Below are 13,507 nucleotides of genomic sequence, written 5' to 3'. Positions count from 1 at the left end.
ATCGAAACAAATAGGAAATTGGAATGACTTCTACAATCGAAAAATTATGTATAGAAAAAAATATGCGTATGACAGACCAGAGGAGGGTCATTGCAAAGGTTCTGTCCGATGCTGAGGACCATCCTGATGTAGAGGAAGTCTACAGACGTTCCACAGAGATCGATAATCAGATTAGTATTGCGACAGTCTATCGCACTGTCAGACTATTTGAAGAGGCAAATATCCTGGAACGCCATGATTTTCGTGATGGTCGCTCAAGATATGAGCTGGTTACGGAAAGCCATCATGACCATATGATTGATATTGAAAGTGGCGAGGTAATTGAATTTTTTGACGAAGAAATAGAACAGCTACAAAAAGCTATTGCCAAAAAACTTGGTTATGAACTTGTTGATCACCGGATGGAACTTTACGGTGTAAAGAAGAAAAATTAGGTGTATTAGCCTAAAATAGTATTTATAGCTATTTATGCATATGAGTGCTATAGACGACAACACTGTGAAGGGAAACCTAAACAGTGTTTGTTTTTATGGGTTAAATATCGAGTTAGAATTTAAATGCGAAAGTATTTTAAATTATTAAAGATAGCAGTTTATCTTGGGGTTTTATTGCCACCAACCATACTGTTTAAAAAACTCAAGTTTCCCGGCTATAAGGCCTGGCCACATTGGGTGCATAAATCAATGTGCCTGGCGCTTGATATAAGAGTGAAAACATTTGGACATGCTCTTGAAGGCTCACCGACTTTATTTGTCAGTAATCATATATCCTATCTTGATATTATCATTTTGGGCCATATCATTAAAGGCTGCTTTATTGCTAAGCGTGATATGATTGACTGGCCTGTTCTTGGCTATTTATCAACTTTACAGCGAACAATTTTTATAGACCGTGAAAAGAGGGCTGAGGTACACAGCCAGCGCGAGGAAATGCAGGACCGAATAAGAGGCGGAGATAGTTTAATACTGTTTCCAGAAGGAACCACTTCAATCGGCGGAGTGGTTCTGCCGTTTAAAAGTTCTCTCTTTGGGGTTACGGAAAATTATATTCATCCAATGACGGATACGGAAGGACGACCCGTCGAACTTATGGTTCAACCTGTCAGCATGGTTTATAAGCGAATAAACTGTATGCCGACAAATCGATCAAACAGACCGTCTGTTGCCTGGTATGGAGATATGGATATTGGTCCACATTTCAGCGAGTTCTTAAAATTACAGAATATTGAAGTTGAAGTTCATTTTCATGAACCGGTATCAAGAAATCTCTTTAAAACAAGAAAAGAACTTTCGGCTTATTGCCAACGGACAATTGAAAAGAGACTGGAAGAACGTCTTCGGCGTGTGGACGACTAGGAATTTAAATGAAGAAGAAAATATATATTAAAACATATGGCTGTCAGATGAATGTCTATGATACGGAACGCATGGTTGACGTCATGGCGCCAGAAGGATATGAGCCGTCAGATACACCTGAAGGGGCGGACCTTGTCGTCCTTAACACCTGCCATATTCGCGAAAAGGCGGCTGAAAAAGTTTATTCTGATATTGGCCGCATTCGTAGAATAAAAGATGAAAAGAAAAAAAACGGTGAAGATATGGTTCTGGCCGTTGGCGGGTGCGTTGCGCAGGCTGAGGGCGCCGAAATCATGAAGCGTGCACCAGTCGTGGATATGGTATTTGGGCCTCAGACTTATCACAATTTACCGAAAATGGTTAAACAGTCTATTTCACTTAAACAGCGGGGTGAGAAATCAAGAATCCTTGATACGGATCTCGCGGTGGATGAAAAGTTTGATCAACTATCCAAAAAAGATGTGAAAAAGAAGCCAACTGCATTTCTGACTATCCAGGAAGGCTGCGATAAATTTTGCACCTATTGTGTGGTTCCCTATACGCGTGGTTCAGAATTTTCCAGAACTATTGAAGATGTAATGAAAGATGCCCGTAAGCTGGCTGATGCCGGTGTTGTTGAGGTTACCCTGCTGGGACAGAATGTAAATGCCTATCATGGGGTTTCTGGGAGTGGTGATGAATGGGGGTTGCCAGAACTGATAACCGAACTGGCGAAAATTGATGGGTTTGAGCGGATCAGATATACCACATCACATCCTCATGATATGACAGATGAACTGCTCAGGGTTCATGGTGACGTAAAAGAATGTATGCCATATCTTCATCTTCCGGTGCAGGCGGGGTCTGATAAAATTCTGAAAGCCATGAATCGGTCACATGATAGCGCATCATACAAAAGAACGATTGCCAAATTGAGGAAAATTCGTCCTGACCTTGCCCTGTCCGGCGATTTTATTGTTGGTTTTCCGGGTGAAACAGAAGAAGATTTTGAGCAGACCATGCAACTGGTTCGTGAAGTGACCTATGCACAGGCTTATAGCTTTAAATTTAGTCCGCGCCCGGGAACGCCAGCCGCACTGATGGACGATCAGGTGGATGAGGACGTGAAATCAACCCGTTTGACCAAACTGCAGGCTTTACTGAAAGAGCAGCAAACAGCATTTAACAATTCAGTTGTTGGCAGGGTTTTGCCGGTACTTGTTGAAAGCACAGGTAAAACGAAGGGTGCAGCATTTGGCCGCAGTCCATATATGCAGGCAGTGCAGATTTCACTTGGAAATAAATCATATGATGACTTATACGGTAAAATAGTTGATGTATTGATAGAAGAGGGCGGTCCCTTTAATATTCAAGGTGTACTTGCCTGATATTTTTAGGTAAAATTTAATAGATGAAACGAAAACGCGATGTAAAACTCACTTCCGGGGTGCTTGAGTTTGAAGATAATCATCTTCTGCAAGCGCTATACGGTGAACATAATTCCAATCTTGCGCGAATAGAAAATGAATTTGGCTGCACACTCTCTGGCAAGGGTAATTTATTATCTTTTGAAGGACCAGAAGAAGCCTGCAATCTGTCAAGGGATGTACTTCTAAATCTTTATAACAGACTTGAGCAGGGATATGATGTGACTGTTGATGATGTGGATGGCGCCATTCGGCTTGTCAGTATGCTTGAAAGCCCCCGAGTAAAATTTGCCAAGCCCCGTGAGGCCATTTCAATTGATGAGAATGTCATCCGAACCAGAAAAACGACGATTTCCCCCCGGTCAGTCAACCAGGCAAAATATATTGAAGCTTTAAGAACAAGAAGAATGACTTTTGGTCTCGGCCCGGCCGGTACCGGCAAAACATTTCTGGCAGTTGCCATGGCCGTTTCACATCTTCTGGAAGGTAAGGTTGAAAGAATAATCCTTTCCAGACCTGCTGTCGAAGCGGGGGAGAAACTTGGTTTTCTTCCGGGTGATTTAAAGGAAAAAGTCGATCCTTATCTGAGGCCGCTTTATGATGCCCTTGGCCAGATGATTTCTATGGAGCAAACGGAAAAACGCCTTGAACGAGGGGAAATTGAAGTCGCACCATTGGCCTTTATGCGGGGAAGGACTTTGTCCGACGCTTTTGTTATTCTAGATGAAGCCCAGAATACAACACCAATGCAAATGAAAATGTTCCTGACCCGATTTGGGCAGAACTGTCACATGGTTGTTTGTGGTGACCCATCGCAGGTTGACTTGCCAGATGGCAACATATCGGGACTTAAAGATGCGATTGAGACCTTGGGACATATTAAGGATATTGCCTTTATTGAGTTTGATGCCAGTGATGTTGTCAGGCATAAGCTGGTTGGAAAAATTGTCAAAGCCTATGACGATAAAGAGAGTAAACGCAAATAATGTCGTTTCCTGATGGGTTTAATCTTGAAATTTCTGTTGATTATGATCAGTGGCAGGAAAAATTGCCAGGTTATGAGGCACTAATTGATAAGGCTCTGGAGCAGATCATAAAAAATGTGAAAGAGGGGAAATTTTTTTCCAATTTTTCATTACTGGAATTAAGTATTGTTCTTTGTGATAATCAGCTAATTCATCAGCTTAATAAAGACTTCCGTTATCAGGATAAGCCAACCAATGTCTTGTCTTTCAACGGACTTGGGGCAGATGAAATTGAACTTTACCTTAAATCGGATCACAAGGCCACGGAGCACCCATACTCACTCGGTGAAATTTATATTGCCTATGAAATAATGGAGCAAGAAGCGAAAGAAGCAGAAATCAGTTTTGAGGATCATTTCACACATCTCGTCATTCATGGCATTCTTCACTTGTTGGGCTATGACCATATAGAAGATCAGGATGCGGAAGTGATGGAAAACCTTGAGAGCAGCCTTCTGGCCAATCTTGGTATTGACGATCCTTATTCAGCATGAAATAGTAATTTCGGAAAAACATCAGGAAAGGCTTCAGCAAAAGCATTATGACATCATCAGATTCTGCAGACAAACCCGGGTCGAACACCGGGTTTTGGGGCGCTATAAAGAATATATTCAACAAGTCAGATATTGATCATGAATTGAAAGAAAGTCTTGAAGAAGTAATAGAGGAAATTGAAGCAGCTGAAGGAACTTTGGGCGAAGAAGAACGCTCAATTATCATGAATACATTATCCTTCGGGGACCTTCGGGTTGATGATGTTATGGTGCCGCGGGCAGATATAATTGCTATCGAGGAGAATGCACCTTTTGATGAACTTCTCAATGTATTTGTCGGGGCAAGCACATCGAGGCTGCCTGTTTACCGGGAAAGTCTTGATGAAGTTCTTTCCATGGTTCACATAAAAGATGTATTCAGGGCATTTGTAAATAACAGGGATAATAATAATTTTCCGTCGTTGAAATCCATCCAGCGTCCGATCCTGTTTGTACCGCCATCGATGAAGCTTATTGACTTGCTTACGAAAATGCAAAAAACCCAAATTCATATGGCAATTGTGGTTGATGAATATGGTGGAACAGATGGACTGCTGACGATTGAGGATATGGTCGAGCAGATATTTGGTGACATTGAGGATGAACATGATATTGCAGAGGGTGTTCTGTTGCGTGAGCGGGCAGATGGCAATCTGCATGTTGATGCGCGGCTTCCCATTGACGAACTTGAAGATCTGCTTGGCGTTGATTTTTTAAGTGATGACCATGATGAAGATGTGGATACAGTCGGTGGTCTGGTGTTTAAACTAGCCGGTCACATTCCCCAGAAAGGAGAATTGGTCGAACATGAAAACGGCACACGGTTTGAAATTATTGATGGTGATACCAGACATATAAAATATATTCTGGTGCACAGAAAATAAGTTAAATGGCATATTCAGAACTATCCACCGACAGCTTAAAAGAATATTTTGACCGAAGTTCTCTAATTAAAAAATATCTGATTTTGTTATGTTCGGGTCTGATTTCGGCGCTGGCATTTGCACCAGTATATTTTTTTCCGGCACTTATTTTTGCATTTTCTGTATTCCTGATTTTTTCAATGTTAAGTACCGGGCCAATTCAGGCATTTTATTATGGCATAACATTCGGCTTTGGACATTTTTTTGCTGGACTTTACTGGATTGGCAACAGCTTTGCAGTTGAACCCACAATACCTGATTTCGCTGGTTATGTTATGGTTGCTTTATTATCCTGCTATCTGGCAATCTTCCCTGGCCTAACGTCGGTTGCCGTCAGAATTATTCATAAAAACCATAATCTGAAAACTCATCTTCTGTGCATTGTTCTGACATTCACTGTGGTTTGGAATGTAATGGAATGGTTGCGAGGCGTTTTATTTACCGGTTTTCCATGGAATCTAACAGGATATGTCTGGGGTTTTTCAGATGCGATGCTTCAATCCACATCAGTCTGGGGTGTATATGGATTAGGACTATTTACCGTTTTTCTTGCGCTTTCCCCCCTTCTATTACTGAACCGTATCAATCGTACTGTTGTTTCATTATTGGCAGTAATATTGGTTATAGGTTTATATTCGTATGGAAGCCTGAGGCTTAATCAACAAACTGACTATGTAAAAGATATCAACCTTCGCATTGTTCAGGCAAACATAAAGCAGGAAGATAAATGGCCGTCCCGAAATTGGGGAAAGAACCTGATCTCTTACATGACAATGAGTGAAGGGTCTGAGCAGTCAGGGACAACACATGTCATTTGGCCAGAAACGGCGATTATTTATTCTCTTTCAGAAGAACCGTTAAGACGGCAGGTTATATCGAAAATGCTGGATAAAGGAGGAGTGGTCTTTACGGGTTTTCCCCGCAGGGACCGGAGTGCCGGAACATTTAAAATTTATAATTCGATGATTGCAATAAATGATGAAGGAGAAATAGAGGCGCTTTATGATAAAAGTCATTTGGTGCCGCTTGGCGAATATATTCCTTCCTTTGTCAAAATGTTTTTTATATCACTTGGGTTTGACCAATTATTTAGCGGGGGTCAGGATTTCAGTGAAGGAGATGGCCTAAAGACACTAAATATAAAAGGTCTGCCACCGGTAGGTGTACTAATTTGTTATGAAATCATTTTCCCCGGACAGGTGACTGACCCTTCAGACCGACCGGATTGGCTGCTTAACATTACCAATGATGCATGGTACGGTGACAGTAGCGGACCAAGGCAGCATTTACTGCAAACACGTGTACGTGCAATTGAAGAAGGGTTGCCTATAATCAGGTCAGCCGGTACAGGTATTTCGGCAGTCATTGATGCTTATGGACGTATAGTTGACCAGATTGGATTGAACAAAAGAGGGGTCATGAATAGCGGTTTGCCTTATAAAATTGAGAAAGCAACACTTTATTCCAAATACAAACAGTGGATATTTGCACTTATTAGTGTTATAATTGCTATCGTAAATATTGTACTAATTCGTAGATTTACACCGTAAAGAAGATAAAGCTTGACGTTAAATAGCTACACTACTAAACAATAACCATACTTTGTGGGTGGTCGATCTTACATTGCTAGGTCGGGAAGTATTGTGATTTTATATAAGCAAGGTATTTTTAAAATGAGCATGATCAAATCATCACCAGACCCAGTGGATATTCATGTAGGCGCAAGAGTACGTCTTAGAAGAACACTGCTTGGTATGAGTCAGGAGAAATTGGGGAAGGCTCTTGGACTTACTTTTCAACAGGTACAAAAATATGAAAGAGGCGCCAATAGAATTGGCTCCAGCCGACTATATCAACTTTCTAAAATTCTAGATGTTCCAGTATCTTTTTTCTTTGATGAAATGACACCGGATTCAACCCGTAAAGCCGAGGGGATGGCTGAAGGCAGCAAGCAGGTTTTTGAAGTTGATAAGCTTTCAAGACGGGAAACGCTGGAACTTGTCAGGGCTTATTACAAGATAATTGATCCATCAGTAAGAAAAAGAATTTTTGAAATGGTAAAAGCTATAGGAAGTTCGGCTATAGGATCAAATGGTAAAAAATAAGACCAATTAATTTTCATTATTTTACAAACATGCTTTATCGTTTACTTAAAGCATGTTTTTTTATGGGGAAATCATGTTTAAAAATGATGTAATATACAAGATCTGCAAAAAATCAGAATGGGAAAAGGCGGTGGCCAAAGGAACCTATAATGGGTCCTCAGATGACATTCGGGATGGATTTATCCATTTCTCCGCATACGATCAGGTTAAAGGCACACTTGATAAACATTTTAAAGATCAGAAAGGGTTAGTGCTTCTTAAAATTGCCGTTGAACGCCTGCCTGCAGGGGCTCTAAAATGGGAGAAATCGAGAAATGGGCAGGAATTTCCCCATTTATATTCTAATCTGGATCCTGGGGCAGTTGTGGGAATGGAAGAACTGCCGGATCATGGCTGGTGTGGCTTTAGTAAGGATGATCGATGAATTTATATGAATTTTTAAAACCGGTCCTTTTTCTGATTTCTCCGGAACGGGCGCACAGTCTGGCAATTTTAGCACTGAAATCAGGCCTATTGCCAAGCGGGAATGTTCCGAAATCAACTATTCTAAACCAGTCAATCTGGAATTTGGATTTTCCAAATCCGGTTGGGTTGGCGGCCGGTTTTGATAAAAATGCAGAAGTATATGAACCCATGCTGAAACAGGGTTTTGGATTTGTCGAAACAGGGACTGTTACACCGCTTGCCCAGGCGGGAAATGAAAAGCCAAGAATATTTAGACTGACAGAAGATAAAGCCGTTATTAACAGACTGGGCTTTAATAATAAGGGCCTCGAATATTATATGGCCAGACTAGCCGCCCGGGGAAAGACCAACGGCATTGTTGGTGCCAATATTGGTGCCAATAAGCTTAGTGATGATCAGATTGAGGATTATGTCATTGGGCTTAAACGACTGCTTGGTCTTGCGGATTATTTTACGATTAACATATCTTCACCGAATACACCGGGACTTAGAGCATTACAGGGGAAAGAAGCGCTTGATGAGCTTTTATCAAAATTAAAAGCGGTAAGAGATCAAGCAGGCCTTGAGAGTGCTCCACCTCTTATTTTAAAAATTGCACCGGATCTTAATGATCAGGAATGTGCCGATATTGCAGAAATAATTCTTAAACATAAAATGGACGGTTTGATTGTCAGCAATACGACGCTTTCAAGGCCCAATCTTGTCTCATCATTTAAAGACGAGGCAGGGGGACTTAGTGGTGCGCCGTTATTTGAATTGTCGACAGAAATTTTATCAAAAATGTATAAATTGACCAGCGGAAAAATTCCGCTTATCGGTGTTGGTGGTGTATCAAACGGCGAGCAGGCCTACAGAAAAATTAAGGCAGGGGCATCGCTTGTCCAGCTTTATTCAGCGCTTGTCTATCACGGTCCGGGACTGGTCCGAAAAATTAACTGGGAACTAGAAGAACTTCTAAAAAAAGATGGCTTCCGCAATATTAAGGAAGCCATCGGTATTGATCATAAATAATAATTAATCCGCATCGCCCATTTGCGATTGCAGATAATTCTTCTCACCAACCTTATCGATTAGTGCAAGATTTGTTTCCAGCCAGTCAATATGTTCTTCTTCGTCTGACAAGATTTCTTCAAAGAGTTCCCGCGAAACGTAATCACGGACTTTTTCACAATATTCAATCGCATCCTTAAGATCGGCATGGCCTGCCAGTTCCAGTTCCAGATCACCTTTCATCATTTCCGTTACCGTCTGACCAATTCTTAAGCGGCCAAGTTGCTGCATAGCGGGAAGACCTTCAAGAAAAAGAATGCGTTTGACCAGCTCGTCTGCATGTTTCATTTCATCGATTGATTCTTCATATTCGTATTTTTCCAGCGCTTTTAATCCCCAGTCCCCATACATGCGACTATGCAGGAAATACTGATTAATGGCTGTTAATTCGTTTTTTAGAATTTTATTGAGAAATTCGATGACTTTCTTATCACCTTTCATGACATACTCCTGATAGCTTTTTGTTTGGATGCTATAATAGAGATTTTACAGCTTCAAGTCAAATTAACTGGGAAATTAAGTTTGTATAAGTTATTGATACTAATAGTGAAAATGATTATTAGATAGTTTACTGTGATTGGTGGGACTGCTTTTCCATATTGCAGATTTCTTGAGCATCACAAAGACACATGCCACATTGTGGCTTAACCCCAAGTGATTCATATATCTTTATTGCGCTTTGATAGCCATTATTTTTACGTGCCGCTTCGCGTACAGTATTTTCATCAAGGGCATTACAAACACATACATACATGGTTTCGACTCTCAAATTGGTAATGTCATAATTATATGCAATTGAGAATTATTGTCAACAATGTTAATAATCATTCTTATTACTATAAACTTTTTTTATGATAAACATTGGAATTGGGTGTGTTTTTTGATTATATGCCCATGACACAAGAAACTCATTCAGGCAAATTATATTCAGGATAAAAAATGACCGTAACAATTTTCCATAATCCCCGTTGCAGCAAATCGCGTCAGACACTTGCTCTGTTGGAAGAGAAGGGGATTGCTCCAACAATACGGGACTATTTGAAAGATGTCCCTTCAGTGGCTGAAATAGAGAATATTCTCCGCTTGCTCAATATTGAGCCAAGAGACTTAATGCGTAAAAAAGAAGCTGAATATGCAGAGAATAATCTGGCTGACGCTGGCTTAAGCCGTCAGGACTTAATAAAAGCCATGATCAAATATCCAAAATTAATTGAACGACCGATTGTGCTGGCAAATGGCAAAGCGGCCATTGGCCGCCCGCCGGAAAATGTCCTGACCATACTCTGACTGGAAAATTTAAATTCACTGGATTATTATACATCGGCCAGTGAACATTGATTTTGCCAGCCATCCCGTTTCACAAATCGTCCCGGGAAATTGCCGGTATGCTCACCGTCTTTAAGGACCTGGGTACCGTTGACAAAAACATGCTTCATTCCCATGGCATATTGATGCGGGTTTTCATAAGTGGCGACATCCTTTATTGTGGCAGGATCAAAAATTGCCAAATCGGCAAAATAGCCGACTTTAAGAGCGCCACGGTTCGCAATTTTCAGGTTTTCAGCTGGAAGGGAGGTCATTCGTCTTATCGCTTCGCTAAGCGGTAGAACATTTTCATCGCGAACATATTTTCCTAATACCCGGGAAAAATTACCATAGGTACGCGGATGTGTGCTGGAATGGAGGAATATGCTTTCATTTGGGATTGCACGTGCGTCAGACCCGAAACTCACCCAGGGCAGATTAAGCTTCTTTTTAATATTCTCTTCGCTCATCATAAAATAAACTGTGCTGACATCGGCACCATTTTCCGCAACTAGGTTCATGGCGGTTTCTTCGGGGCTGGATCCACGCATTTCAGCAATTTCCGTCAGTCTTTTGCCGGTTAGAGGGCGCATGTCAGGATTATCAAAACCGACCAGCACGACATTTTCATATCCCGATGCCGCACCAAGACTTTCCCAGTCCCGGTTTGGATCGCGCATTTCCTTAAGCGCTTTGGCGCGTAGCTCTGGGTCTTGCATATTGGCGATCCAGCTTTTAATACCGCCTTCCTGTATCCAAGGTGGGATCATGGCATCTAATCCGGTTGATCCGGCCGTATAACTATACATATTGGCACGAATATTTAAGCCTTCCGCGCGGGCAGTCTCAATTTTGGCAATGACATTGTCAAGTTTAGGCCAGTTTTCTTTTCCTGCGGCTTTCAGGTGATAAATTTCTGCCGGTAAATTGGCTTCCCTGGCAATTGTCAGCAGTTCATCAACGGCTTCTTCCAATTTATTGCCTTCACTGCGCATATGGGAAATATAGGAACCACCACAGACGCTGGCCGCTTTACTTAAAGCGATAAGTTCTGCAGTATTGGAATAGGAAGCCGGTGCGTAAATAAGGGATGACCCAACGCCAAGGGCCCCTTCATTCATGGCATCTATGACTAGTTGCTGCATATTTTTTAATTCTTCTTCATTGGGCAGACGGTTGTCATAACCTAGTTCATTTATGCGGACAGTTGTTGCGCCGATATAGGACGCCACATTGGGTGTAATTCCTTTTTTCTCAGCATAGGACAGAAATTCACCAAGGCTGTTCCAGTTTACATCATATTTCATTTCGCCCTGAGTATCGATTTCATGTTGCTTCATTTCAGCATTTAAGGGGCCAGGGGATGAACCTTCGCCGAAAACTTCCAAGGTCACACCCTGTTTGATGTCACTCATGCCACGACTATCATATATAAGTGGTTCAGCAGCCCAACTCAGCATATTAATAAAACCAGGGGCTACAGCAAGTCCGCTTGCATCAATTTCAGTGTCCCCGACGGCCTGTCCAAGATCACCTATTGCTGCGATCCGATCATCATTAATCGCAACATCGGCGATTTTGCCCGAACTCCCAAGTCCATCATAAACCATACCACCACGAATGATTTTGTCATAATGTGCCGTCTCCTGTACCGTCTGTTTTTCAGAGCAGCTGGCTGTGATAAAAAGAGCAATGAAAGTGATAAAAATATATTTATAATTTGAATGGTTTATCATTTTGGATGTCCTCATTTTTACTGTTCCCTATCTGACAAACTATAAATGCAACAATAGTCCCTATACAGAGTTGCCAACTGAAAGCAATATTCCCCAGTCCTTCCGGCAGTTTGAGCAGATCGACAATATAACGCTGCTGAATTAAAGTTACAACAAAACCTATAATTAGAGCAAAGATTACCGATTTTGTTGACCCGCGATTGGTATATATCACCGTAAAATAGACCCCAAGCAGACCGGAATAGGCAAATACCATAAGGGATAATGCAAAATCGAGTAGGGGAAGACCTGAATATTGCTGCCAATAAAAACAGAGTATCGACATAAAAAAAAGAGCAGCTCCCACCAGCCCCATACATAATTGACCGGCCCTGACAAAATGATGTTCGGGCTTATGTTGTTTATTTAAAATCCATGGCCGATAGAAATCCTGAATGATAACCGATGACATGGAATTTAAGCCGGAATTGATGGTCGAGACCGCCGCGGCAATGACACCGACTGTGACCATTCCTTTTAACCCTGATGGAAGCTCATTTAAAATATAATGCATGAATATTGTAATATTCTTCCCCTGAAATTCCTGTGAGGGAGTAAAGTCAGCTGACGTCGCCATAATGTCTGGTCTGTCATAATAAAGGTAGAGCAATTCCCCGATTGATATAAACATCCAGATCAGTGGGATACCGATAAATGCCGAGAGTATAATTGCGTTGGCTCCATCACGTCCTTTTTCGCAGGTAAGCAGGCGCTGGGCTATATCCTGATCAAGGCCGAAACTGGCAATATATAAAAGTGTCATACCCGTCAGAATTGAAAGAAGACTATATGGGTCGGTAAAATTAATACCGGTATTAAAAATACGGAGTTTATTGAACCCCTCCGGTGTTTGTTTCAGCTCACTGACTATTTGAGGCAGGGTGAGAGGTATGTGATTAAGTAAGAAATATAAAACCGCAATTGCCGCAAAACTATAGGCGCAAAACTGAATTAAATCGCTCCAGATAACGGACCGTATTCCATTTAGAAATGTGATTGAGAACCCAACCACAATAAGTAATGCTGATGCAGTAATGATATTTCCGGCCTCAATATTTGAAAATAAAATCATTGAAACGGCAATAGCTGCAAGATAAAGACGGGCGCCACTGGCAAATAACCGACCGACCAGATACATTGCCCCTGCGGCCTTCATGGCAGTATCGTTAAAGCTTAAGGCAAGAAGCTCGTATACGGTCGTTGCTTTCATGGCATAAAATTTGGGCATTAAAACTTTTGCAATAAAAAGTGATGCGATAATTGCACTTATATTAACGGCAAGATAGGAATAATCATTTCGGTATCCCTGGTCAGGACCACCGAGGAAAGTGGCCGCGGACTGGGTCGTGGCAATCACTGAAATTGCCACCAGCCAGGCGGGCATTTTATTGGCCCCAAGAAAATAGTCGCGCGTTGTTTGTGCTTTTAAAAAAGTAAAAGCCCATCCAATCCCAAATAACAAGAGCAGGTAACCGGATACGATCAGCCAGTCGAGTGTTGAGAAATTTCCTGCCATAGTCTGCCTTTGTTTTTTTCTGTAACATTTTTATAGGTATAAATTCCCC

At 41.5% G+C, this 13,507-nt stretch carries 15 protein-coding genes; 11 read left to right on the top strand and 4 right to left on the bottom strand.

All coding sequences use genetic code 11. The features are described from left to right. Positions 1–23 precede the first annotated feature (23 nt). From R3D86_04040 to R3D86_03995, 10 genes are all read left to right on the top strand, one after another. Positions 24–434: a Fur family transcriptional regulator gene (locus R3D86_04040; protein ID MEZ5757369.1), complete on the top strand. Its 411-nt coding sequence runs from the start codon at positions 24–26 to the stop codon at positions 432–434. A gap of 174 nt (positions 435–608) precedes the next feature. Further along, on the top strand, positions 609–1,355 hold the full coding sequence (locus tag R3D86_04035) for a lysophospholipid acyltransferase family protein (protein MEZ5757368.1): 747 nt from the start codon (positions 609–611) through the stop codon (positions 1,353–1,355). Positions 1,356–1,363: 8 nt separating this feature from the next. Beyond that, positions 1,364–2,722 (top strand): tRNA (N6-isopentenyl adenosine(37)-C2)-methylthiotransferase MiaB, encoded by a 1,359-nt coding sequence (gene miaB / locus R3D86_04030; protein ID MEZ5757367.1) that lies wholly within the window; start codon positions 1,364–1,366, stop codon positions 2,720–2,722. Positions 2,723–2,745: 23 nt separating this feature from the next. Next, the gene (locus R3D86_04025; GenBank protein MEZ5757366.1) at positions 2,746–3,747 is read left to right on the top strand and encodes a PhoH family protein; all 1,002 of its coding nucleotides are present in this window, start codon (positions 2,746–2,748) and stop codon (positions 3,745–3,747) included. After that, entirely contained in the window at positions 3,747–4,280 is a 534-nt protein-coding gene (ybeY, locus tag R3D86_04020) for an rRNA maturation RNase YbeY (GenBank protein ID MEZ5757365.1), read from the top strand. Before R3D86_04025 ends, ybeY begins: the two co-directional genes overlap by 1 nt. A gap of 47 nt (positions 4,281–4,327) precedes the next feature. After that, positions 4,328–5,203: a hemolysin family protein gene (locus R3D86_04015; GenBank protein MEZ5757364.1), complete on the top strand. Its 876-nt coding sequence runs from the start codon at positions 4,328–4,330 to the stop codon at positions 5,201–5,203. 5 nt (positions 5,204–5,208) lie between these two features. Next, positions 5,209–6,792, top strand: a complete 1,584-nt coding sequence (gene lnt / locus R3D86_04010; GenBank protein ID MEZ5757363.1) for an apolipoprotein N-acyltransferase — start codon at positions 5,209–5,211, stop codon at positions 6,790–6,792. Positions 6,793–6,915: 123 nt separating this feature from the next. Then, positions 6,916–7,347, top strand: a complete 432-nt coding sequence (locus R3D86_04005) for a helix-turn-helix transcriptional regulator (GenBank protein MEZ5757362.1) — start codon at positions 6,916–6,918, stop codon at positions 7,345–7,347. Positions 7,348–7,420: 73 nt separating this feature from the next. Then, the gene (locus R3D86_04000; GenBank protein MEZ5757361.1) at positions 7,421–7,771 is read left to right on the top strand and encodes a DUF952 domain-containing protein; all 351 of its coding nucleotides are present in this window, start codon (positions 7,421–7,423) and stop codon (positions 7,769–7,771) included. After that, complete coding sequence (locus R3D86_03995; protein ID MEZ5757360.1) at positions 7,768–8,823, top strand: quinone-dependent dihydroorotate dehydrogenase; 1,056 nt, start codon at positions 7,768–7,770, stop codon at positions 8,821–8,823. The genes R3D86_04000 and R3D86_03995 overlap by 4 nt, the downstream gene beginning before the upstream one ends. 3 nt (positions 8,824–8,826) lie before the next feature. Here the strand turns inward: R3D86_03995 and bfr are convergent, their stop codons facing one another. Both bfr and R3D86_03985 read right to left on the bottom strand, forming a co-directional pair. Next, on the bottom strand, positions 8,827–9,303 hold the full coding sequence (bfr, locus tag R3D86_03990; protein MEZ5757359.1) for a bacterioferritin: 477 nt from the start codon (positions 9,301–9,303) through the stop codon (positions 8,827–8,829). A 127-nt stretch (positions 9,304–9,430) separates the two neighbouring features. Beyond that, positions 9,431–9,616, bottom strand: a complete 186-nt coding sequence (locus R3D86_03985; GenBank protein ID MEZ5757358.1) for a (2Fe-2S)-binding protein — start codon at positions 9,614–9,616, stop codon at positions 9,431–9,433. A 185-nt stretch (positions 9,617–9,801) separates the two neighbouring features. On the opposite strand from R3D86_03985, the gene arsC reads away from it, so the two are divergent. Then, a complete protein-coding gene (gene arsC, locus R3D86_03980; protein ID MEZ5757357.1) occupies positions 9,802–10,149 on the top strand; it encodes an arsenate reductase (glutaredoxin) in 348 nt (115 codons plus the stop codon). A gap of 26 nt (positions 10,150–10,175) precedes the next feature. Here arsC and R3D86_03975 read toward each other — a convergent pair whose 3' ends face one another. Together R3D86_03975 and R3D86_03970 are read right to left on the bottom strand one after the other, a co-directional pair. Next, positions 10,176–11,918 carry a D-aminoacylase gene (locus R3D86_03975; GenBank protein ID MEZ5757356.1) on the bottom strand — a complete coding sequence of 581 codons (1,743 nt, stop codon included), beginning with the start codon at positions 11,916–11,918 and terminating at the stop codon, positions 10,176–10,178. Continuing rightward, on the bottom strand, positions 11,881–13,458 hold the full coding sequence (locus R3D86_03970) for a sodium:solute symporter (GenBank protein ID MEZ5757355.1): 1,578 nt from the start codon (positions 13,456–13,458) through the stop codon (positions 11,881–11,883). The genes R3D86_03975 and R3D86_03970 overlap by 38 nt, the downstream gene beginning before the upstream one ends. Positions 13,459–13,507 lie beyond the last annotated feature (49 nt).

The organism is Emcibacteraceae bacterium, assembly GCA_041396985.1.
Classification (GTDB): Bacteria; Pseudomonadota; Alphaproteobacteria; order Sphingomonadales; family Emcibacteraceae; genus Pseudemcibacter.
The sequence above is the reverse complement of the archived record's forward strand: the minus strand, read 5'-3'. Positions and strand labels throughout refer to the sequence as shown.

Excerpts from the sequence above, each read along its gene's own strand:
- R3D86_03995 (MEZ5757360.1), top strand. The coding sequence starts at position 7,768 with ATGAATTTATATGAATTTTTAAAACCGGTCCTTTTTCTGATTTCTCCG.
- R3D86_03985 (MEZ5757358.1), bottom strand. The coding sequence starts at position 9,616 with ATGTATGTATGTGTTTGTAATGCCCTTGATGAAAATACTGTACGCGAA.
- R3D86_03975 (MEZ5757356.1), bottom strand. The coding sequence starts at position 11,918 with ATGAGGACATCCAAAATGATAAACCATTCAAATTATAAATATATTTTT.
- R3D86_04025 (MEZ5757366.1), top strand. The coding sequence starts at position 2,746 with ATGAAACGAAAACGCGATGTAAAACTCACTTCCGGGGTGCTTGAGTTT.
- lnt (MEZ5757363.1), top strand. The coding sequence starts at position 5,209 with ATGGCATATTCAGAACTATCCACCGACAGCTTAAAAGAATATTTTGAC.
- R3D86_04005 (MEZ5757362.1), top strand. The coding sequence starts at position 6,916 with ATGAGCATGATCAAATCATCACCAGACCCAGTGGATATTCATGTAGGC.
- ybeY (MEZ5757365.1), top strand. The coding sequence starts at position 3,747 with ATGTCGTTTCCTGATGGGTTTAATCTTGAAATTTCTGTTGATTATGAT.
- bfr (MEZ5757359.1), bottom strand. The coding sequence starts at position 9,303 with ATGAAAGGTGATAAGAAAGTCATCGAATTTCTCAATAAAATTCTAAAA.
- arsC (MEZ5757357.1), top strand. The coding sequence starts at position 9,802 with ATGACCGTAACAATTTTCCATAATCCCCGTTGCAGCAAATCGCGTCAG.
- R3D86_03970 (MEZ5757355.1), bottom strand. The coding sequence starts at position 13,458 with ATGGCAGGAAATTTCTCAACACTCGACTGGCTGATCGTATCCGGTTAC.
- R3D86_04000 (MEZ5757361.1), top strand. The coding sequence starts at position 7,421 with ATGTTTAAAAATGATGTAATATACAAGATCTGCAAAAAATCAGAATGG.
- R3D86_04040 (MEZ5757369.1), top strand. The coding sequence starts at position 24 with ATGACTTCTACAATCGAAAAATTATGTATAGAAAAAAATATGCGTATG.
- R3D86_04015 (MEZ5757364.1), top strand. The coding sequence starts at position 4,328 with ATGACATCATCAGATTCTGCAGACAAACCCGGGTCGAACACCGGGTTT.
- miaB (MEZ5757367.1), top strand. The coding sequence starts at position 1,364 with ATGAAGAAGAAAATATATATTAAAACATATGGCTGTCAGATGAATGTC.